This window comes from Agrobacterium sp. 22117, from assembly GCF_052045735.1.
GTDB classification, from domain to species: Bacteria; Pseudomonadota; Alphaproteobacteria; order Rhizobiales; family Rhizobiaceae; genus Agrobacterium; species Agrobacterium cavarae.
In genome coordinates this window covers 674,746-695,618 of record NZ_JBQEPP010000001.1, presented here as the reverse complement: position 1 = coordinate 695,618, position 20,873 = coordinate 674,746, and the positions used below count along the sequence as shown (strand labels likewise).

Sequence of the window (20,873 nt, the reverse complement as noted above, 5' to 3'; positions counted from 1 at the left end):
AATGCGGCGGCGTCGATTAGAGAAGTTTGTCGATAAGGGCCGACATGGTTTCAACCGACATGTCTCCAGAGTACTTCTTGCCGTTGATGATGAAGGTCGGCGTGGAGTTTACGCCGAATTCCGTCGCGCCGCGCTGCATCGTTGCGTTCACATCATCCAGAAGTTTCTGGTTCGTCAAGCAGGCCTCGAAGCTCTCCTGTGAAAAACCGGCCATTTTCGACATTTGCAGCAGTGCTGCGCGGGCATCCTGCGCGGTCGCCCAGCTCTGCTGCTGCTTGAACAGCATGGAGACGAAGGGGAAATACTGCTGTTCAGGCGCGCAACGGGCCAGCATGAAGGCGGCAGCAGCGCGCGGATCGAACGGGAACTCGCGGATGATGAAGTAAACCTTGCCGGTGTCGATGTACTTCTTCTTGATCTCGTCAAACACCGTGTTGTGGAAATGCGCGCAGTGCGGGCAGGTCATCGACATATATTCTACGATCTTCACAGGCGCGTTCGCATCGCCAAGAGCACGATCCGGCAATGGACCGGGCTTCAGCACCGCGGCCATGTCGACATCACCGGAGGACTCCGGGACATCCTGTGCAAAGGCGCTGCCTGCAAGCATCGGCAATGCGGCCACGACGGAGGCCATGGCAACAGTGCCGAGAAGAGCGCGGCGGGTGAGGTTCAGTTCTGGGAAATGCATGGAAGCACCTGTTTGTGAAAGACGCAAATGTCTATGATTCCGATATAGCCACACATCGTTTCCAACAAGCGGCGCGTTCACCTGTTCTTGTCAAAGAATTGTGACCAGTCAAGGACTGTTCTTTCCAGTTTCCTGCTTCACAGTGTCCGACCTATGGTCCGCTTTTGCATAACAGCCGTCCCAAGCCGCTCTACCGCTTTGCGCAGCGCTTCGCTTTCTATCCCCTGCATCATGTCGTCGAGCCGCTTTGCCGCCTCACCTCGCAATGGTTGCGGCTTTCGCCGGCGGGTGGACGCCGTCGACACCGGCTTTTGCACGATGCGGATTTGACGGACTGCAGGAAAACCGAAGAAGCCATTGATCCGGGCAATCAACTCGCCCTGCGCATGGGTCAGAAAAAGCGCGCGTGCGCCCTCACAGGCAATCGTCAGAACACCCGCCTGATAACCGCCGCGGTCCGGCCCCTCGTCGCGACGCGGCCAGGTGATCTTTTCGGGACGGGTGCAATCGGCAAAATCATCGCCGGCGATCTCGTCCCAGGAACCGAGAAGTGCCGTGCTGATTCCGGCTCTCTTTGCTAAAACGGGATCGATGATGCCGTTTGCAACTTCGGCAATCTGAAGGACACCTTTACGGGGCTGTCGCATGGTCACACAACTCTGAACTCGCGGCTTGATCGGGCGAAGCGTATGGACCAAGTATAGGACGTTTCCATGTCAATTGGAAACGCCATCAGCCAAATCGGAACAGACTGCACATATGCTTCATAAAATCGAAGGGCCGGCTTACGCTGAGCTATTGCTTGCGTGGTATGATCGCCATCATCGCGACCTGCCGTGGCGCACCTCCCCGTCCATGGCGGCAAAAGGCCTGCGGGCCAATCCCTATCATGTCTGGCTGTCCGAAGTGATGCTGCAGCAGACGACGGTGCAGGCGGTGAAGCCTTACTTCACCAAGTTTCTGGCGGCATGGCCGACGGTCAACGATCTGGCGGCAGCGCCCACCGAGGACGTCATGGCTGCCTGGGCGGGACTTGGCTATTATGCCCGAGCACGTAACTTGAAGAAATGCGCCGAAGCGGTTGCTCATCAGCATGGTGGTACCTTCCCCGATACGGAGGACGGATTGAGAGCGCTTCCGGGTATCGGCGATTATACCGCAGCGGCGGTGGCTGCCATCGCCTTCAACCGACAGGCTGCAGTCATGGATGGCAATGTGGAGCGGGTGATCTCGCGCCTGTTCCTGATCGATTCGCCCCTGCCCGGCTCGAAGCCTTTGATGAAAGCTCGCGTAGCGGAGATCACGCCAAACGACCGACCGGGCGATTTTGCCCAGGCGATGATGGATCTTGGCGCCACGATCTGTACGCCCAAGCGCCCTGCCTGCGCGCTCTGTCCTTTCAACGGCCACTGCTTGGCCCTGGCGCAGGATGAACCTGAGCGGCTTCCGGTCAAAGCCAAGAAGAAGGACAAGCCCGTGCGGGTGGGCGCAGCCTTCGTCGCGGTCAACGACAAGGGTGAAATCTTGCTGCGGCGGCGCATCGATAGCGGCCTGCTTGGCGGCATGACGGAGGTACCGACGACGGCCTGGACCGCGCGTCTGGATGGGGGAACGGAAAAAACGCATGCGCCTTTTGACGCGGACTGGGAGCTGGCCGGCACCATCGTGCATGTCTTCACCCACTTTGAACTCAGACTATCGATCTACCGGGCGAAAGTCGCAAACGATGTCAAAGCCGATGACGGATGGTGGGAGCCGGTCACAAATCTTGATGCCCAGGCGCTGCCAACGGTGATGAAAAAGGCGATCTCTCAGGCTATTCCATTGGCGTTTGCGGCAAAGACCGAAAAAACGCAGCAGTCTTCGAGAAGCAGGAAAGTTTCATGAGCAAGATCAATCATATTGTTTTCGATATCGGCAAGGTTCTCATTCATTACGATCCGCATATCCCCTATAGCCGCCTGATCCCTGACGATGCCGAACGCGCCTGGTTCTTCGAGAATGTCTGCACCCATGACTGGAACCTGGAGCAGGATCGCGGTCGCAAATGGGCGGATGCCGAAGCCCTGCTGCTGGAAAATCATCCGGACCGGGAAGAGCATATCCGCGCCTTCCGCAAACATTGGCACGAGATGGTCTCCCACTCCTATGACGATTCCGTCGCCATCCTCAAAGGTCTGATCGATAGCGGCCATGACGTAACGATGCTGACAAACTTTGCCTCCGACACCTTCCGCGAGGCGCAGAAGATGTATCCGTTCCTGACGCTTTCCCGTGGCGTGACGGTCTCGGGCGATGTCGGTCTGATCAAGCCGGATGTTGCAATCTACAAGCTGCATGCCGAGACCTTCGGTCTCAATCCTGAGACCAGCATCTTCATCGACGATTCGATTGCCAATGTGGACGGCGCGAAGGAAGCCGGCTGGCAGGCGGTGCATTTCACCGGTGCGGAAAAGCTGAAGGCCGATCTTGAAGGCTACGGCATCAAGGTTTGAGAATTCCTGGCGCAGGCGGGAATGGCGGTCCCCATCCTGCGCCAGTCCAGCCGCGAACGGCCAGATCTGAAGAATCGTCAAACAGGGAAGCATCCGTCTTCTTGGATTTGCGCATCTGTTCGATGCGCCAGCGGCTCGCCCTCGTCCCTTGGCGAGATTGATTAAGGCGGCTTACTTGCTCCAGGCTTGCCAGGCAATTGAAATATTTTGGGAAAATTCTTTATCCAAAAGAACTCACAACAAGGCCCGACGTCCAGTGGACGCCGGGCCTTGCTTGTTCTTCATCCGGGACTGAAGGTACTAAACCAGATGAAGCCTGTGGCGAAAGCAACATAAGGCGGTGGATCGCAGATTAGCCGGCTTTAGCCAATTCCGTACGGATAACGCTTCTTAGATCATCGATCGGCTTCAGGGCATCGCCATCCTGATAGTGCCAGAAGGTCCAGCCATTGCACGCATCGAGACCCTGCACCTTGGCACCCAGGCGATGGATAGAACCTGCGTCGCCGTCGGACGACACGGTGCCGTCGGCACGAATGATCGCGGTGTAACGGCGCTTGGCATCCGTCAGGACCTGACCGGGGCGCACGAGGCCGCTTTCGAGGAGAACATTGAAGGCGACCCGCGGCTCGGCCTTCTTACCGGTCATCACCGTCAACTCCGCCTTGCCGAGCGGCTCGACCGCAGCGATTCGCGCGGATGCCGCATCGATGTAATCCTGCTCGCGCTCGATGCCGACGAAATGGCGACCGAGACGCTTTGCCACCGCACCGGTCGTGCCGGAGCCGAAGAACGGATCGAGCACTACATCACCGGGCTTGGTTGAAGCCATGATGATACGCGCCAGCAGAGCTTCCGGCTTCTGGGTCGGGTGGATCTTCTTGCCGTCATCGCCCTTCAACCGCTCTGAGCCGCTGCAGATCGGAAACAGCCAGTCGGAGCGCATCTGCACGTCGTCATTCGACGCTTTCAGCGCTTCGTAATTGAAGGTGTAGCTTTTCGCTTTCGCATCGCGGCTGGCCCAGATCATCGTCTCATGGGCGTTCTGGAAACGTCGACCCTTGAAGTTCGGCATGGGGTTGGTCTTGCGCCAGACGATATCGTTCAGGATCCAGAAGTTCATGTCCTGAAGGATGGAGCCGACGCGGAAGATATTGTGATAGGAGCCGATGACCCAGATGGTGCCATTCGGCTTCAAGACGCGGCGGCAGGCCAGCAACCAGGCGCGGGTGAAGGCATCATAGGCCTCGAAGGAGGCGAACTGGTCCCACTCATCATCCACCGCATCCACCAGCGACTGGTCTGGACGATGCAGCGTGCCGCCTAGCTGAAGGTTATAGGGCGGATCGGCAAAGATCGCATCGACGGACTGGCTCGGCAGCGCTTCGAGAGCGGCGACGCAGTCACCCTTGATGATGCTGTCCTTCCAGGCATCGCTCTCGCCTGCAAGATCAAAACCGGCGCGCCGAAAATCGGCCAGTGGAAACACTGATGCCATGGGTACTCGCTCCATACGCTTACTCAACTGAACTGGCCTTATGGTTACCGAAGATGGTTATCAAAGGCTGAACGAGTGAAAGAAAGTTCCGGGTTAAGTGCATAAAAATGCGAGAAAATAGATTATCGAGGTCCAGGCGCGAGATCGGCAAGCGGAAGCGGCCGCAGCTAGGGGATGATGAGGCCCCCACAATAGTGAAGTGCATAAGCTTCTTCACCGCCCACCATGATCACCTCACGCCCGTGGAAATGGCGGGCGTCCCCCTCGCTCCTGTCGATGTAGGTCCCGTATTCACCCGTCCATTCGAAACCACCGAGGAACCGACCGGCTCGATACATCGTGGACAGAGCAGCCTTGATCGTGGATCCGGCTCGCTCACCATCGATCAAGTCCGGACGGATGATGAAGCCGTAATAGTTCATCGCCCAATAGGGTGTACGCCTGAGCCAGAGAACCTCCTGCCCAATGAAGTTTGTGCCGCCGAAATAGCTGTCGCGGTACTCCCACTCAGCATCAGACCAGATGAGGTCTTGGGAGCCTTGTCTACTCGGCTCTGCCTTCGCTCCACCTCCGACGTAACAGGCTGCTTTTGCACGCACGATGACATCATTGAGGTTGCCCACGGCAGTCTCACTTAAAAGAACATATAGTGAACAAAACGCATTTTTCGTCAAGACGAAAACCCATCTTCACGTTGCAGAAACGGCTAATGGAACCGGATTTTATTTTTAACGTTTTGATTTAGGAATTTTCCACGCTGGCGGTATTATGGTGCCAGTGACGGGTGCAGGGGTTAAGTTACAAAATGCGCATAGCTTTGATGATCGCCGCGACGCTTTATGCCAGCGCCGCCTTCTCGCAGCAGCCTGCACCGCAGGCTCCAAAGCCACAGGTGAATGTGCGCACGGACGCCGTCATGTTCAAAGGCGGCCCCTCGCTTGGCGATAGCGACAAGGTCCGATGGGACTTCTACAAGGCGGACAGCACGGGCGGCCGCAGCGACGACAATGTCGGCGGTGCTTACGATGCGACCTTCGAGGAGAAAATTCCGCCCGGCAAATATGTCGCAGTCGCCGCACTCGGCAATATCACCCGTGAGATCGCTTTCGAGGTCAAGGACGGCGCCGTCGCCGAGCTTGCGGTCGATTTCGAAGCAGCTCAACTTACCCTCGTACCGAAGCGCAGCCCCGATAGCAAAGAGGCCGAGCCGCTCGCGCGCGTAACGGTAACGCAGGACGCGTTCAGCGACAGTGTCTATGGATCGAAAGAACTCTTCGTGCCGGCCGGCGAGTTGAAGCTCGAGGGCCGCATCGGTCCGGCTGTCGCAGAGGAAACGATCACTGTCAAAGCCGGCGATACCGTGAGCCACGATGTCATCATTCCAAGCGGCGTGGTCGTAACGAATGCCGTCTACAAAGAAGGCGGTCGTCAGGTCGAGACCGATAGCATTCGCTTCGAGGCGCTGTCCGACACGCAAACACTGGACGGCACGCGCACAACGATCACCGGCACCTATGGCCCCGGCAAGATCATGCAGATGCCGGCTGGAAACTTCATCATGCGAGCGAAGCTTGGCAAGGTCACCGTCGAGAAGCCCTTCAGCGTGACGGCGGGTCAGCGCACCGATCTCAGCATTGATCTCGATGCAGGCGTGCTGGTTGTCTCAGCGCCTCAGGCGGAGCGGATCGACATTGTCGAGACCACCAAGGACTTGCAGGGCACACAGAAAGAAATCTCCGGTCGCTACGGCACGACGCACCAGGAGACGCTTCACCCCGGCACCTATGCGGTGAAAGTAACCTACGACAAGAAGGCCAATCGCGAGCCGAAGGAAGTCAGCGCCACGGTGACGGCATCGGAGCGCACCGAGATCAACATTACCGATTGATTTTTGAAAGCCGCGCTCGAGCTTAGCCGACGATAGCGAAAGCGTCGCGCGTGGATCCCGTTGGTGTGCGCACGGCCGTCCGGCCAATCCACTGCACGTGGCCGTGGAGAATGCGGATGGCCTCTTCGGCCCGCTCGCCGCGAAGTGCGTCGATGATCGCACGATGATCGGTGTCGGTGCGGCGCTCCCAGCCCGCACGCCAGGCAGAGAACAGGAAGCGGGCGCTGGCTGCATGCAATCCGTCGATCGCTTCCATTAATCGAGGCATGTTGCAGGGTGCGGTGATCAGCCGGTGAAAGCGTCGGTTTGCCTCTTCCCATCGGCGAACGTCCTGCGCATCGTCACCCTCATGCGTCGCGGCTTCTGCCTCATCGAGAATAGCCGTAGTCAGGTTGGGGATGGCGTTGCGGAGCGCCAGCACTTCAAGCGCCGCACGCATTTCCGCGACCTCTCGCACATCTGCAAGGCCGAAATCGGCCACGCGAACGCCTCGGCGCGGAATGCTGACGGCAAGGCCTTGCGCTTCCAGCCGACGAAAGGCTTCCCGCACCGGCACATGAGAGGCACCGAATTCCTCGGCAATATGATCCTGCCGCAGCCTTTCGCCAGGCGCAAACTCGCCGCGCACAATACGCTCGGCGAGCGTGCGGCTGATCTTGGCGGCAATCGTATCATCCGGCTTGGCTTTTGGAATCTTGACCATGACCTGACATAGGGCGAGGTTGGAGAATTGTCGAGCGATGCGATAAGCCGCAAGCTCCCCTGCATTCCAACCGGTTGAGCTTGTGCTTCAATTGGTCTAAAAGCCGCCAACCCCATCCCATTCCTTCATCGACATCAAGGGAGCGCATATGAGCGGCTTCGACCTTATCATTTTCGACTGCGACGGCGTTCTGGTCGATTCGGAAATCATCGCTGCACAGGTCGAATCCCGCCTGTTGACGGAGGCCGGCTACCCGATCTCCGTTGAGGAAATGGGCGAGCGCTTCTCCGGCATGACCTGGAAGAACATCCTGCTTGAGGTTGAGCGCGAGGCGAGCATTCCGATTTCGGCCACGCTCCTCGACAAATCCGAAAAGCTTCTGGATGCCCGCCTGGCACGCGATGTCAAAGTCATCGAAGGCGTGAAGTTTGCGCTGTCGCGGCTGACGACACAGCGCTGCATCTGCTCGAATTCGTCCAGCGCCCGGCTCGACATGATGCTGACCAAGGTCGGCCTTAAGCCCTATTTCGAAAGCCATGTCTATTCCGCAAAAGATCTCGGCGCAGACCGCGTCAAGCCGAAGCCAGACATCTTCCTTCACGGCGCCAAGCAATTCGCCGTCTCGCCCGACAGGGTGGTGGTGATCGAAGATTCCGTCCACGGTATCACAGGTGCGCGGGCGGCCGGCATGCGCGTCATCGGCTTTACCGGCGCATCGCACAGCTATCCCAGCCATGCGGACAAGCTGACCGACGCGGGCGCCGAAACCGTCATCTCCCGCATGCAGGATTTGCCGGCAACGATTGCTGCACTGTCCGAGTGGGCGATCTGAACCCATCAAAAAAGCCGGACCGCATAAGGCGATCCGGCTTCGATAAAAATTTTCCGGCAGTCGGGTCTGATCTCAGCCCCTGCGACCGCCCTTTTTGCCGCTAGCCTTGGCACCACCTTCATCAAATGAAATGAAGACGTTGGTCTGCTTCGACGCACCGCTCGGGCCATTCGGAATGGCAACGTTCGGGTTGTTGAAGATGAACTGGGTGCCTGCCGTACCTGCCGGAACATCGACGCCAAGGCTGGTGACCTGCGAGAAGATTTCGCCGTCGCCATCTTTGACCGTTACACGGATTGGCAGATTGACACGACCTGGCTTGGAGAGAGGTCCTGGAACCACACGGCCTTGCGCGAAGACGTTTACGGTCAGCGTGGACTCATTCATGCTGCATGAGCGCGTGGTGTCCGATAAGGACGCCTGATAGACGAGCTTGCTCGGATCACCCTTGGCTCCGGCATAGACCTGATGGACGGCATTGGTATCGAGCACAGTAATGGGTGGGCAGTTCGCCTGCACGACGGGGGCGGTTGCGGCCTGCGTAGCAGGCGGATTGACCGCCAGCGAGTCCGACGGATTGGAAGAATTGCAACCCGCAAGCATGGCAAGCAGCGATGCTGCGGCGGATAAACGCAAAATAGTCCCTGTCACTGTGTTCCACCCTCTAAAACAATTCCGCAACAGGCCGGAGATGCTATTTATTGGCCTTCCTTGCCTGTCGGCGATGGTCTATAGCAGCGGCGCCGGAAAAAATCGATGGTTGCATTCGGATTTGCGCCATTTTTGCAAAATGGACGAGATTCCCGCACAAAGCGGTTCCTACGGCTTGACTGGTGACGACGACGAAGGACGATTTCCGTGAAATATGTTTCGACCAGGGGCAGCGCCCCTTCGCTTGGTTTCTCCGATGCGCTGCTGGCTGGCCTGGCGCGCGATGGCGGCCTCTATGTTCCAAGCGAGTGGCCGACGATGAAGAAGAAGGAAATTCGCGCCCTTCGAGGCAAGACCTATCAGGAGGTCGCTTTCGAGGTTCTCTATCGCTTCACCGGCGGCGAAATTCCGGAAAAGGATTTTCGTTCGATGATCGATGAGGCCTATGCGACCTTCCGTCATCCGGCGGTCGCGCCTCTGGTCCAGACTGGACCGAACAGCTTCATCCTCGAGCTTTTCCACGGCACGACGCTTGCGTTCAAGGACGTCGCCATGCAGCTCCTCGCCCGCCTGATGGATTACACGCTCGCCGAACGCGGGCAACGTGCTACGATCGTCGGCGCGACATCCGGTGATACGGGCGGCGCGGCCATCGATGCCTTTGCCGGTAGAGATCGCACCGACATCTTCATCCTGTTCCCGCATGGCAAGGTGTCGCCGGTTCAGCAGCGGCAGATGACCAGCTCCACTGCTTCGAATGTGCATGCGCTTGCGATCAACGGGAACTTCGACGACTGCCAGAACCTCGTCAAGGACATGTTCAACGACGCGAAATTCCGCGACAGTGTCAAGCTTTCCGGTGTCAACTCGATCAACTGGGCGCGCATCATGGCGCAGGTGGTCTATTACTTTACCGCCGCGATTTCGTTGGGTGCGCCGGACCGCAAGGTCTCCTTCACCGTGCCGACCGGCAACTTCGGCGATATTTTTGCTGGCTATGTGGCCAAGCAGATGGGCCTGCCAATCGACAAGCTGGTGATTGCCACCAATGACAACGATATCCTTGCCCGCACGCTGAAGACGGGTCGTTACGAGATGCGCGGCGTTCAGGCCACTACCTCGCCATCCATGGATATCCAGATTTCGTCGAACTTCGAACGCCTGCTGTTCGAAGCCTATGATCGCGAACCAAACGAGATTAAGCGCTCAATGGATGGTTTGAAGCAATCCGGCGCCTTCCAGATCTCCGAAGCGGCCATGAAGATGATCAAGCGCGACTTCCGCGCAGGTCGCGCGACCGAAAAGCAGGTCGCCGCGACCATTCGCGACACGCTGAGCGAGACCGGCTATCTGCTCGATCCGCACACGGCAACGGCCGTTCACGTGGCGAAAAAGTACGAAAAAACAAACAGTCCGATGGTCGTTCTTTCCACCGCGCATCCGGCGAAATTCCCTGACGCCGTAAAATCCGCTTGCGCAATCGATCCTGCCCTACCAGTATGGCTTGCTGATCTTATGAACCGGGAGGAGCGTTTCGACGTCCTGGAAGCAGAGCTTGAGGCCGTGGAAACTTTCATCGGCAAGCATGCTCGCGCCAAGGACTGACCAACGCGGAAAGACGTGGAAATGAATGTGAACGTAACCCGGCTTTCGTCCGGGTTGACAGTCGTCACCGAAAGAATGCCTCACCTCGAAAGCGTTGCTCTCGGCGTGTGGATAAAATCAGGTTCGCGCAACGAGACGGATGACGAGCACGGCATCGCGCATCTGCTCGAGCATATGGCCTTCAAGGGTACGGCGCGCCGTACCGCCCGGCAGATCGCCGAGGAGATCGAGAATGTCGGCGGCGAAGTCAACGCCGCGACATCCACCGAGACAACATCCTATTATGCCCGCGTGCTGAAGGATCACGTTCCGCTGGCAGTCGATATCCTTGCCGATATCCTGACCGAGTCCGCTTTCGACGAGGCGGAACTGGAACGCGAAAAGAACGTCATCCTGCAGGAAATCGGTGCTGCCACCGATACACCCGATGACGTCGTTTTCGACAATTTTTCCGGCGTCGCCTATCGCGACCAGATGATCGGCCGTCCGATCCTCGGCACACCGGAGACGGTGCAGTCCTTCACCACCGCGCAGATCCGTCATTATCTCGGTCGCAATTATACGACGGACCGGATATTCGTCGTCGCGGCCGGCGCTGTCGATCACGAAACCTTCGTCAAGCAGGTCGAGCAGCGCTTTTCCAGCCTGCCGCAAAAGCCGGAGGCCACGCCGATCATCGAGAAAGCCATCTATACCGGTGGCGAAATCCGCGAGACGCGCGATCTCATGGATGCGCAAATCCTGCTGGGCTTCGAGGGCAAGGCCTATCACGCCCGTGACTTTTACTGCTCGCAGATTCTCGCAAACATTCTCGGCGGCGGCATGTCGTCTCGCCTCTTCCAGGAAGTGCGTGAATATCGCGGTCTCTGCTATTCGGTCTATGCCTTCCATTGGGGTTTTTCCGATACCGGCATTTTCGGTATTCATGCAGCAACCGGCAGCAGCGATCTGGCGGAACTGGTTCCGGTTATCACCGAGGAACTGCGCAAGTCCTCCGAGGTCATCCATCAGGAAGAAATCGACCGCGCTCGCGCGCAGATCCGCGCGCAGTTGCTGATGGGCCAGGAAAGCCCGGCAGCGCGTGCCGGTCAGATCGCTCGCCAGATGATGCTCTACGGTCGTCCGATCCCCAATGACGAGATGATGACGCGTCTTGGAGACATCACCCGTGAGCGCTTGACCGATCTTGCAGGGCGTCTGTTTTTCGATAAAGTTCCGACCTTATCGGCAATCGGTCCCCTGGAAAATCTCGCGCCGCTGTCTGACATCACGGCGGGGCTTTCCGCGGCGCCATCCATGAAGATAACGGCAAACGGCTGACGGCAGAGACTGATCCGCAGCATGGTGTTGGATGACTAGATGCTGCGTTTTCTCTCCCGCAACAGCGATACGCCGGAACTTCGCAACGCACATTATCTGCTGAGACTGCCGCGATATTCGGATTACCGGCAGTGGCACAGGCTGCGCTCGGACAGCCGCAGCTTTCTTCAGCCATGGGAGCCGACCTGGCGCAGCGACGAACTGACCGAAAGCTCGTTTCGGGTGCGCGTGACCCGCAACAATCAGGAATTTTCCTCCGGCACGGCCGTGTCGCTTCTGCTGTTCCTTGCGGATGGAACGCTGATTGGCGGCATCACCATCGGTTACATCCGCAGGGGTGCGGCGCAGAGCTGTATGATCGGATATTGGATGGGCGAAGCCCATGCGCGTCACGGCCATATGTCTGCCGCATTAAAACTGGTAATACCCTATATCTTCAATGGACTTCAGTTGCACCGTATTGAGGCAGCCTGTATTCCAGACAACTTCAAAAGCATCCGGCTGCTCGAAAATGCCGGCTTTCAGCGGGAAGGCCTCTTGCGCGAATATCTGAAAATAAACGGCGAGTGGCGGGACCACGTCATGTTTTCGCTGATTGCCGATAAACACGGTTCCGGCAGGACTGAGCGAGATTGATGACATATATGAGCCTCGTGTCGCGCCTGTTGAAACATCTACCGGCGAAAGCATGTGCCACAGCGCTGTTGTGCTTCTGCGCCATCTTCTCCAGCCAAGCTCTTGCCTTCGAGCCGGTCAAGATTTCCCGAGACGACAACGCGCTCGATCTGACCGCGACCACCGATATCTACGCCAACCAGGGCGAGGCCTTCCAGGTTTCGACCGCACCCGGGCCGGACGGTATTCGCCGGCGTATCGAAGTGCGCGCAAGCTCTCCCGCCCACCAGGGCGACTGGGCTGTGTTTGCGCTTGCCAACGTTTCGGAAGAACAGCTTGAGCGCGTCATCGTCGCGCCGCACTTTCGTCTCGTCAATTCCAAGCTCTTCTGGCCCGATCTCGGCTCGCAGCGCATCATCGCCATCACCCCGAGTGAAGGCTTCGCATTGGATCGCCAACCAAGCCCCGATGCCGACGTCTTCCGCATCACGCTGAACCCCGGTGCTGTCATCACGTTTGTGGCCGAGCTTTCCACGCCGCAACTGCCACAGCTCTACCTGTGGGAGCCGGAAGCTTACAAGGACACGATCAACGCCTTTACGCTTTACCGCGGCATCGTGCTCGGGATTGCCGGTCTTCTCGCAGTCCTTCTCACCATCCTTTTTGTCGTCAAGGGCACCTCGGTTCTGCCGGCTTCGGCAGCACTCGCCTGGGCGGTTCTTGCCTATATCTGCGTGGATTTCGGCTTCCTCGAAAAGCTGATCACCGTGACTTCAAGCGACGAGCGAATGTGGAGGGCGGGCGCCGAAGTGGCGCTCGCCTCCAGCTTCGTGGTCTTCCTGTTCACCTATCTGAATTTGAACCGGTGGCACGCGCATCTGGGTTACGCGACATTCGCCTGGATCATCGGGCTGGGCGCGCTTTTCGGCGTGGCAATCTATGATCCGTCCATTGCGTCGGGTATCGCGCGTGTCTCCTTCGCGTTGACGGCCACGGTCGGGATCGTGCTGATCATCTATCTCGGCTTCAACCGCTACGACCGTGCCATTCTGCTCGTGCCTTCCTGGGCGTTGATCCTGGTCTGGCTCTTCGGCGGCTGGCTGACGGTCACCGGACAGCTGGACAATGACATCATTCAGCCGGCACTCGGCGGCGGTCTCGTACTGATCGTGCTCTTGATCGGCTTTACCGTTATTCAGCATGCCTTCGCCGGAAGTGCATATCAACAAGGCCTATTCTCCGATCTCGAGCGGCAGTCGCTGGCGCTCACCGGTAGCGGCGATACGGTGTGGGACTGGGACGTGACGCGTGACCGCATCGTCACCACGCCAGACGTTTCGATCAAGCTCGGACTGCACCCCGGCACCATGCATGGTGCTGCGCGCAACTGGCTGCCGCGCCTGCACCCGGACGACCGCGATCGGTTCAAGGCAACGCTCGACGTGTTGCTGGATCATCGCAAAGGGCGGCTCAATCATGAGTTCCGTATTCGCGCCGAAGACGGCCACTTCCACTGGCTACAGATTCGCGCGCGCCCGGTTCTCGGTTCCAACGGCGAAATCATCCGCTGCGTTGGCACCATCACCGACATTACGGAACAGAAGAATTCCGTCGAGCGCCTGTTGCAGGACGCGCTGAACGACAATCTGACCGGCCTTCCGAACCGTCAGGTCTTCCTCGACCGTCTGCAATCCATGCTGAACCTGGCGCCAGATGGCGACACGGTTCGCCCCACGGTGATGGCGATCGATATCGATCGCTATAAGCTCGTGAACGATACGCTTGGGATTGCTGCTGGCGACAACATTCTGATCGCGTTGACACGTCGATTGCGCCGTCTTCTAAAACCGCAGGATACGCTGGCCCGTCTAGGCGGCGATGAATTCGGCCTGATCCTCGTCTCGGAGCGCGACCCACAGCGCGTGGCCGACTTTGCCGATGCGGTGAACAAGGCCATCATGGTGCCGATCAATTTCGCCAATCGCGAGATCATTCTGACGGCTTCGATCGGCCTCGTCTCCTGGATCGACCAGCAGGAAAGTGCTGCCGGTCTGTTGAGCGACGCGGAACTTGCCATGTATCGCGCCAAGCGCGCCGGCGGCAACCGCGTCGAGCCGTTCCGGCCTGCCTTCCGTACCTCCGGGACCGACCGTCTGCAGATGGAAAGCGACCTGCGCCGCGCACTTGAACGCAAGGAGCTCACGCTCGCCTATCAGCCGATCGTCAAGCTGGACAATGGCGATCTTGCCGGATTTGAAGCGCTGATGCGGTGGGAACATCCCAAGCGCGGCAACATCCCGCCAAGCGAGTTCATTCCGATTGCCGAAGCCTCCGGCCTTATCGAGCCGCTCGGCATGTTTGCACTGGAGCGGGCGGCGAACGATCTGATGGATTGGCAACATGCCATCGACAAGCTGCCGATCTTCATCTCCGTCAACATCTCCAGCGCGCAGTTGCTGAACAACGAACTCTACAATGACGTTCGCAGCATGCTACAGCGGACGCGCTGCAATCCGCAGCAGCTGAAGCTGGAGCTGACGGAATCGATCGTCATGGAAAATCCTGAGCAGGCGCGGCTTGTGCTGGCGAAGCTCAAGGAGACGGGCCTCAGTCTTGCGCTCGACGATTTCGGCACGGGTTACTCGTCGCTCGCTTATCTCACCCGCTTCCCCTTCGACACCATCAAGCTCGACAAGGCACTGATCGCCAATACCAGCGACAAGCGGAATGTGCTGCTCCGCTCGATCATCGCCATGGCGCGTGCACTTGAAATGCAGGTGGTGGCCGAAGGCATCGAAACGCCTGAGGATGCAGCAGAGCTTGCCCGCATGAATTGTCATTACGGGCAAAGCTTCCTTTTCGGCACGCCGGATACTCCGGAAGCCGCTCTTCGCCTGCTGCGCGAGCGCTTTCAGGTCTTCAAACGCGCCTGATTACTCTGCAGCCTGCGGCTGAAAAGCTTGGTTGTTTGAGACTGGCGCCGGCGCGTTGAGGTCAGAGTTTGCCGGAATTTTACCATGCACGAGGTCATGGATGAATTGCAACTTCTCGACCACGGCTGGCGTCAGCACGAACGGGTAGAGATCGGCTTCACCCATGCTGCGTTGCATGGAGTTCAGTGCGACGCTGAGAGGCACCCAGGCATTGACGAGACGCTGTGCACTGCGGGCACGGTAGGGGTCGAACGCCACTTCGGTGGCCATGTCTTCATGGCCTTCCGGCTCGATGGCAATGCCGAAGGCATGGGCCGTTTCAAGCGTATCGACGATGTGAAGATAGTGGGCGAAGCACTCCGCAAAGTCTTCCCACGGGTGAACCGAGGCATAGGAGCTGATATAGATTTCCTGCCAACCCGGTTTCGGTCCCTCTTCGTAATTTCGTTTCAGCGCTTCGCCGTAATCTTCACGTTCATCACCGAAAGCAGCGCGGAACGCTTCGAGACGGCCGGCGTCACGGACCAGCTTGTTCCAGATGAAGTGCCCGACCTCATGACGGAAATGGCCAAGCATGGTGCGGTAGGGCTCGTTCATATTGGCACGAACCTGCTCACGCGTCACATCATCCGCTTCGGCCGCACGGATGGCAATGAGGCCCTCGTCATGGCCCGTCATGGCGGGGATCACGGATCCGTCCGCAGCGATCTCGTCGACCAGGAAGTCGAACACCAAGCCGCCCTGCGGATCGGCATCGCGGTTCGGGTGGGGCAGATTAAAGCGCAACATCGAGTAGAAGAGATGCCGCTGCGCCTGACTAAGGCGTCGCCATTGTTCAATGCCGTCCTGGGTGGAGGTATCCGGAACAAGACGGTTATGGTTACAGGCGGGGCAGAAAGGCGTTTCGCTATCGGCTGGGACTGCCCAATTGCAGATGTCGTTGACTTCATTGGCGCAGAAGCGGACCTGATGATCCGGCTTCGATACCAGCGTCCAGAGTGGGTCGCCGGCTGGATCCAACGCTTCCATTGAAAGCGTCTCCGGTACGAAAGCTAACCTATGGCCGCACCGAACACAGGAGCGGTTGTCGAAGTGAACGGGCTGTCCGCAGGCAGCACACGAGAAAAGTTGCATCCCTATCTCCTGGGCATCACGATTGATTGGGAAATTGACTGCGCAAGCGAAGAGCGCATGTGTCGTATTTCAACACATGCGCTCTGTGACCTTTGAGGTCATTCAGGTACGGCCTCCTCACTGAGAGGAAGCGCGTCTCCTGTTACATTCTGTCGACGGTATCCTTGACGGCATCCTTGGCCTTGCCAGCAGCAGTCTGGACCTTGCCCTTGGTTTCCTGAGCAGCACCTTCGGCGCGCATGCGGTCATTGCCGGTAGCCGAGCCAACGCCCTGCTTTACCTTGCCAGCAACTTCATTTGCCTTACCAGCGATCTTATCGGATGTGCTACCCATGACTATTCTCCCTAGTTTATGCCAGGCTCGGTGCTGGCTACCGGGGAGAAAACGTCATGAATATAATTTTGTTCCTCGTCATCTTACGCTTTCAAAGCGAAGATCAAGCATGCCCTGCTTCGGCCGAAAGCATGCGTGGGTCGACCCCCATCAAAGCAAGCGCGCGCTCATACTTGTCATCCAAAGACCGGTCGAAGATCAGCTCTTCCGAGGCCGGGCAATTCAGCCAGCCATTATTGGCGATTTCGTTTTCAAGCTGACCCGCTGCCCAGCCGGCATAACCCAGCAACATGGTGGCGCGCTGCGGCATTCGGCCGTTCGAAATGGCGCGCACGATGTCTAGTGTGGCTGTCAACGAGATGTCGTCGCTGACAGGAATACTGGATTCGCTGGAGTAATCATCGGAATGAAGCACGAAGCCCCTGCCCGTCTCCACCGGTCCACCAAACTGGATGGGAAAGTCGCGCGTGCGGTTGGGCAGCATGATCGCATCGTTGCTGTCCATGATCTTCAGATGCAGGAGAACATCGGTGAAGGTGATCTGCTGGCCGCGGTTGATGATGAACCCCATGGCACCGGCCTGGGAATGCGCACATATATAAATGACAGAGCGCTCAAAGGCGCTGTTGGCGAGCCCCGGCATGGCGATCAGAAACTGACCATCCAGAAAGCCCCGTTCCTTCTTGTCCATGAGGGTCGAAAAAACCAAGAGCGCCTCCCCTTTCAGCGCCCCATAGCGACGCCGGTGTGGTTTCACCTTTTGGTAAGGATGAGGCATAGCGACCTATCAATCAACCGAAAATGATGAATGAGACAAAATCGTAACTGGTCGCTTCACCCGGGTTGCGCTAGACGAAGAGTATGACCCGTTCGATCTCCTCCCCCCTTCGCACCTTTCTGATCGCCTTTATCGCGTTTGTTTCAACGATAGTCATTGCAGAGGCTGCCAAGGCCGACACGACCGAATGGGCAACGAGCGAAGGCGGGCGCATGCGCGTCGTAAGCCTGCCGCCGGATAGCAGCGGAAAAATCGAGGCGGTGCTTCAGATCGATCTCAAGCCTGGCTGGATCACCTATTGGCGTGAGCCGGGGGAAGCGGGCATACCGCCGCAGTTGAAGCCCGACCCGGCAAGCGGCGTGACACTGTCTTCCATGTCGTTCCCCGTGCCGAAGCTGATCAAGAATGACGACATCACCGATATTGGCTACGACCAGCCGGTGAACTTTCCGATTACCTTGCAGTCCGGCGCAGGCCATGACACCGACGCGGCAAAGCTGACGGCTTTCATCGGCGTCTGCCTCAATATCTGCATCCCTTTCGAAGCAAGCTTCGACATCGACAGGAAGGCAGAGGCAACGGAAGACGAGGTCGCCTTCATCCAGTCGAGCAAGGCAAATCTTCCAGAGGCGCCATCGGACGATTTCAAGGTGGTCAACTTTCACATCACGCCGGACAAGACCTTGCTCGGCGTGGAGCTGTATTTGCCCGAGGGAGCGCCGAAAGAGGCCGACATCTATGTCGCCGGGCCATCTGGCTATGCCTATTTCGAGCCGCAGAACCTGGTGCGCGACAAGCGCAAACTCTCCTTCTACATGAACATCAAGGGTCTACCGAAGAGCTACAATCCAAAGGGGCAGAGCTGGCACATTCTGGTCAAATCCGGCGCGCGCGCCATGGAAGCACCGCTGAATTTCCCTGCTCAGTAAGGGATCTCAGCTATCCGAGAAAACGGCTTCACAGTTTTCTCGATCATGCTCTATAGTCGCGCCGTCATTGCCACAGGAGCGATATTATGACCATCAAGATCGGCGACAAGCTGCCCTCCGCGACCTTCAAGGAAAAGACCACGGATGGCCCTGTCGAAACCACGACCGACGAGCTTTTCAGCGGCAAGAAGGTTGTCGTCTTTGCCGTTCCAGGCGCATTCACACCAACCTGCTCTTTGAACCACCTGCCCGGCTATCTGGAAAATCGTGACGCCATCCTCGCACGTGGCGTGGACGATATTGCCGTCGTTGCGGTCAATGACTGGCACGTCATGGGCGCATGGGCTCAATCGAGCGGTGGCCAGGGCAAGATCCACTTCCTCGCAGACTGGGACGCGTCCTTCACCAAGGCGCTTGGCCTTGATGCAGACCTTTCCGGCGGCGGTCTCGGCGTGCGCTCCAAGCGCTATTCCATGCTAGTGGATGACGGCGTGGTCAAGTCTCTGAACATCGAAGAAAATCCCGGCCAGGCAACGGTTTCCTCCGCTGCCACGATGATCGAACAGCTCTGATCTTTACGGTCGATACGTCATCGAAATTGGCCCGACATCGCGTCGGGCCTTTTGCATTCAAGGGACATCGTGACGCTCGAAGAAACTGATGAAGCGCGCCTTTCTTCCGCCTCAATTGTTACACCATAACAGTAACGGTATAACATTTTTGTGAGCGCGCCATGTTGCGTTTATTTTTCCCGTCCCCCCTGCTGCGCCAATCCGCAGCGCACCGAATTCTTCTGGTTTTCCTGCTCCTCCTGCCTCTTTGGGCCGCGATCTATTGGGCTGTGGTTTTGCCATGATCGACACGCCCGTTCTTCAGATCGAGAACCTCACCGTAGCCTATGAGCGCCATCCGGCGGTTCATCATATCTCCGGTGCTTTTCATGCCGGAAGCCTGACGGCCATCGCTGGACCAAACGGTGCAGGCAAATCCACACTGCTCAAATCCATCATCGGCGAGTTGCGGCCATCGGAGGGGCGGATCATTCACTCCTTGAAGCGCTCCGATTTTGGCTATCTTCCGCAAGCCGCCGATATCAACCGGCGCTTTCCGATTTCCGTTCTCGATACCGTATTGCTCGGAGCTTGGAAGGCGGCGGGCGCATTTGGGCGCGTCACGGCTGAGCAGTTGAACGCAGGTCGCCACGCATTGTTGGCGGTCGGTCTTGAGGGCTTCGAGAGACGACCGATTGGCTCACTGTCGGCCGGGCAGTTTCAGCGTGTGCTCTTCGCACGGCTTCTGGTGCAGGATGCCAAGGTCATTCTGCTCGATGAGCCCTTCACCGCTATCGATGCCAGAACGACCCGGGATCTGCTCGACATCGTCGCGCGCTGGCATGGCGAAGGGCGTACCGTGATTGCCGTCCTGCACGATTTCGATCAGGTGCGGGCGCACTTCCCTCAGACGCTGCTGATCGCCCGCGACCTCGTTGGCTGGGGTGCGACTGCCGATGTCATGTCACCCGCCAATCTCCTGCGCGCCCGCGCCATGGCCGAACGTTGGGACGAGAATAGCGACATCTGCGAGCCCGCCGCATGACGGCCTATGATCTCTTGATTGCGCCGTTTCAGGATTACGGCTTCATGCGTCGGGCACTCGTCGCCTGCCTTTGCCTCTCGGTTGGCGCAAGCCCCATCGGTGTCCTGCTTGCCCTGCGGCGGATGAGCCTGATGGGGGATGCCCTGAGCCACGCCATTCTCCCGGGTGCGGCAATTGGCTATCTGGTGGCCGGCTCGCTGTCTCTGACCGCCATGGGGCTTGGAGGTCTCGTTGCGGGGCTTTCGGTTGCACTTCTTTCCGGCATCGTCAGCCGCGTAACTCCGCTTCAGGAAGATGCGAGCTTTGCAAGTTTCTATCTGGCGTCGCTGGCGCTTGGGGTCCTGATCGTCTCCCTGCACGGCTCAAATGTCGATCTGCTGCATGTGCTCTTCGGCACGATCCTCGCGATCGATGCGCCAGCGCTCTATCAGATCGGTGCGATTACTTCGCTGACGGTGGTGGTGATGGCAATCATCTACCGACCACTGGTCACCGAGTGCTTCGACCCCGGATTCTTACGCGCCGTCGGCGGCCGGGGCCCAATCTATCATGTGGCATTCCTGCTGCTCGTCGTCATCAATCTGGTCGCCAGTTTCCAGGCGCTTGGAACACTGATGGCTGTCGGCCTGATGATGCTGCCAGCAGCTATCGCCCAACTTTGGGCACGCAGCCTGCCCGCCATGCTGGCGATTGCCAGCGGCAGTGCCGCTGCCTCCGGCTATCTGGGCCTCGTTGCTTCCTACCATTTCGAGACGGCGTCCGGACCAACCATCATCATCGCGGCCACCTGTCTCTACGGGCTCTCCATTCTGGTTGCGCCAGCGGGCCTTGGTTCCCGCATTTTCACCCGCCCTCATCTAAAGGGCTAATT

Annotated in this window: 20 protein-coding genes and 1 pseudogene; 12 read left to right on the top strand and 9 right to left on the bottom strand. The window is 58.3% G+C overall.

The genetic code is table 11. From position 1 onward, the window contains the following. Positions 1-16 precede the first annotated feature (16 nt). The gene (locus ACTJKV_RS03295; RefSeq protein ID WP_274103902.1) at positions 17-691 is read right to left on the bottom strand and encodes a DsbA family protein; all 675 of its coding nucleotides are present in this window, start codon (positions 689-691) and stop codon (positions 17-19) included. 137 nt (positions 692-828) lie between these two features. Continuing rightward, positions 829-1,338, bottom strand: coding sequence for a DUF721 domain-containing protein (locus ACTJKV_RS03290; RefSeq protein WP_274103903.1), 510 nt, complete (start codon positions 1,336-1,338; stop codon positions 829-831). 112 nt (positions 1,339-1,450) lie between these two features. Here ACTJKV_RS03290 and mutY point away from each other — a divergent pair, with 112 nt between their 5' ends. Both mutY and ACTJKV_RS03280 read left to right on the top strand, forming a co-directional pair. Next, on the top strand, positions 1,451-2,578 hold the full coding sequence (mutY, locus tag ACTJKV_RS03285) for an A/G-specific adenine glycosylase (RefSeq protein ID WP_274103904.1): 1,128 nt from the start codon (positions 1,451-1,453) through the stop codon (positions 2,576-2,578). Continuing rightward, on the top strand, positions 2,575-3,186 hold the full coding sequence (locus tag ACTJKV_RS03280) for an HAD family hydrolase (protein WP_153311110.1): 612 nt from the start codon (positions 2,575-2,577) through the stop codon (positions 3,184-3,186). The genes mutY and ACTJKV_RS03280 overlap by 4 nt, the downstream gene beginning before the upstream one ends. 352 nt (positions 3,187-3,538) lie before the next feature. Here ACTJKV_RS03280 and ACTJKV_RS03275 read toward each other — a convergent pair whose 3' ends face one another. Continuing rightward, a complete protein-coding gene (locus tag ACTJKV_RS03275) occupies positions 3,539-4,684 on the bottom strand; it encodes a site-specific DNA-methyltransferase (protein ID WP_274103905.1) in 1,146 nt (381 codons plus the stop codon). A gap of 167 nt (positions 4,685-4,851) precedes the next feature. After that, the gene (locus tag ACTJKV_RS03270) at positions 4,852-5,307 is read right to left on the bottom strand and encodes a DUF5680 domain-containing protein (RefSeq protein ID WP_274103906.1); all 456 of its coding nucleotides are present in this window, start codon (positions 5,305-5,307) and stop codon (positions 4,852-4,854) included. 182 nt (positions 5,308-5,489) lie between these two features. Between ACTJKV_RS03270 and ACTJKV_RS03265 the strand changes: the two genes are divergently transcribed. Then, positions 5,490-6,572, top strand: coding sequence for a hypothetical protein (locus ACTJKV_RS03265; protein WP_274103907.1), 1,083 nt, complete (start codon positions 5,490-5,492; stop codon positions 6,570-6,572). Between the two features lie 22 nt (positions 6,573-6,594). Here the strand turns inward: ACTJKV_RS03265 and ACTJKV_RS03260 are convergent, their stop codons facing one another. Next, a complete protein-coding gene (locus ACTJKV_RS03260; RefSeq protein WP_062438366.1) occupies positions 6,595-7,275 on the bottom strand; it encodes a GntR family transcriptional regulator in 681 nt (226 codons plus the stop codon). A 148-nt stretch (positions 7,276-7,423) separates the two neighbouring features. On the opposite strand from ACTJKV_RS03260, the gene ACTJKV_RS03255 reads away from it, so the two are divergent. Then, positions 7,424-8,107, top strand: coding sequence for an HAD family hydrolase (locus tag ACTJKV_RS03255; protein ID WP_062438368.1), 684 nt, complete (start codon positions 7,424-7,426; stop codon positions 8,105-8,107). Between the two features lie 72 nt (positions 8,108-8,179). On the opposite strand, the gene ACTJKV_RS03250 is transcribed toward ACTJKV_RS03255, so the two are convergent. Then, the gene (locus ACTJKV_RS03250) at positions 8,180-8,710 is read right to left on the bottom strand and encodes a PilZ domain-containing protein (RefSeq protein ID WP_337993159.1); all 531 of its coding nucleotides are present in this window, start codon (positions 8,708-8,710) and stop codon (positions 8,180-8,182) included. Positions 8,711-8,965: 255 nt separating this feature from the next. Between ACTJKV_RS03250 and thrC the strand changes: the two genes are divergently transcribed. The 4 genes and pseudogenes from thrC to ACTJKV_RS03230 all read left to right on the top strand — a co-directional run. After that, the gene (gene thrC / locus ACTJKV_RS03245) at positions 8,966-10,363 is read left to right on the top strand and encodes a threonine synthase (RefSeq protein ID WP_274103909.1); all 1,398 of its coding nucleotides are present in this window, start codon (positions 8,966-8,968) and stop codon (positions 10,361-10,363) included. A gap of 21 nt (positions 10,364-10,384) precedes the next feature. Then, positions 10,385-11,683 carry a M16 family metallopeptidase gene (locus tag ACTJKV_RS03240; protein ID WP_111847579.1) on the top strand — a complete coding sequence of 433 codons (1,299 nt, stop codon included), beginning with the start codon at positions 10,385-10,387 and terminating at the stop codon, positions 11,681-11,683. Positions 11,684-11,722: 39 nt separating this feature from the next. Further along, entirely contained in the window at positions 11,723-12,319 is a 597-nt protein-coding gene (locus tag ACTJKV_RS03235) for a GNAT family N-acetyltransferase (RefSeq protein WP_062438376.1), read from the top strand. A gap of 98 nt (positions 12,320-12,417) precedes the next feature. Then, positions 12,418-15,231: pseudogene (locus ACTJKV_RS03230) on the top strand (EAL domain-containing protein); the annotation flags it as partial. On the opposite strand, the gene ACTJKV_RS03225 reads toward ACTJKV_RS03230, so the two are convergent. The 3 genes from ACTJKV_RS03225 to ACTJKV_RS03215 all read right to left on the bottom strand — a co-directional run bounded on the left by ACTJKV_RS03225 (position 15,232) and on the right by ACTJKV_RS03215 (position 17,408). Next, positions 15,232-16,365, bottom strand: coding sequence for a zinc-binding metallopeptidase family protein (locus ACTJKV_RS03225; protein ID WP_111847578.1), 1,134 nt, complete (start codon positions 16,363-16,365; stop codon positions 15,232-15,234). 142 nt (positions 16,366-16,507) lie between these two features. Further along, positions 16,508-16,699, bottom strand: a complete 192-nt coding sequence (locus ACTJKV_RS03220; RefSeq protein ID WP_062425876.1) for a CsbD family protein — start codon at positions 16,697-16,699, stop codon at positions 16,508-16,510. 103 nt (positions 16,700-16,802) lie between these two features. Next, on the bottom strand, positions 16,803-17,408 hold the full coding sequence (locus ACTJKV_RS03215) for a YqgE/AlgH family protein (protein ID WP_112952189.1): 606 nt from the start codon (positions 17,406-17,408) through the stop codon (positions 16,803-16,805). A 152-nt stretch (positions 17,409-17,560) separates the two neighbouring features. Here ACTJKV_RS03215 and ACTJKV_RS03210 point away from each other — a divergent pair, with 152 nt between their 5' ends. The 4 genes from ACTJKV_RS03210 to ACTJKV_RS03195 all read left to right on the top strand — a co-directional run bounded on the left by ACTJKV_RS03210 (position 17,561) and on the right by ACTJKV_RS03195 (position 20,871). Beyond that, positions 17,561-18,406, top strand: a complete 846-nt coding sequence (locus tag ACTJKV_RS03210) for a protein-disulfide reductase DsbD domain-containing protein (RefSeq protein WP_274103910.1) — start codon at positions 17,561-17,563, stop codon at positions 18,404-18,406. Positions 18,407-18,492: 86 nt separating this feature from the next. After that, on the top strand, positions 18,493-18,978 hold the full coding sequence (locus tag ACTJKV_RS03205; RefSeq protein ID WP_062425879.1) for a peroxiredoxin: 486 nt from the start codon (positions 18,493-18,495) through the stop codon (positions 18,976-18,978). Between the two features lie 280 nt (positions 18,979-19,258). Continuing rightward, positions 19,259-20,002, top strand: coding sequence for a metal ABC transporter ATP-binding protein (locus ACTJKV_RS03200; protein ID WP_274103911.1), 744 nt, complete (start codon positions 19,259-19,261; stop codon positions 20,000-20,002). Further along, on the top strand, positions 19,999-20,871 hold the full coding sequence (locus tag ACTJKV_RS03195) for a metal ABC transporter permease (RefSeq protein ID WP_274103912.1): 873 nt from the start codon (positions 19,999-20,001) through the stop codon (positions 20,869-20,871). Before ACTJKV_RS03200 ends, ACTJKV_RS03195 begins: the two co-directional genes overlap by 4 nt. The last annotated feature ends 2 nt before the right edge of the window (positions 20,872-20,873 follow it).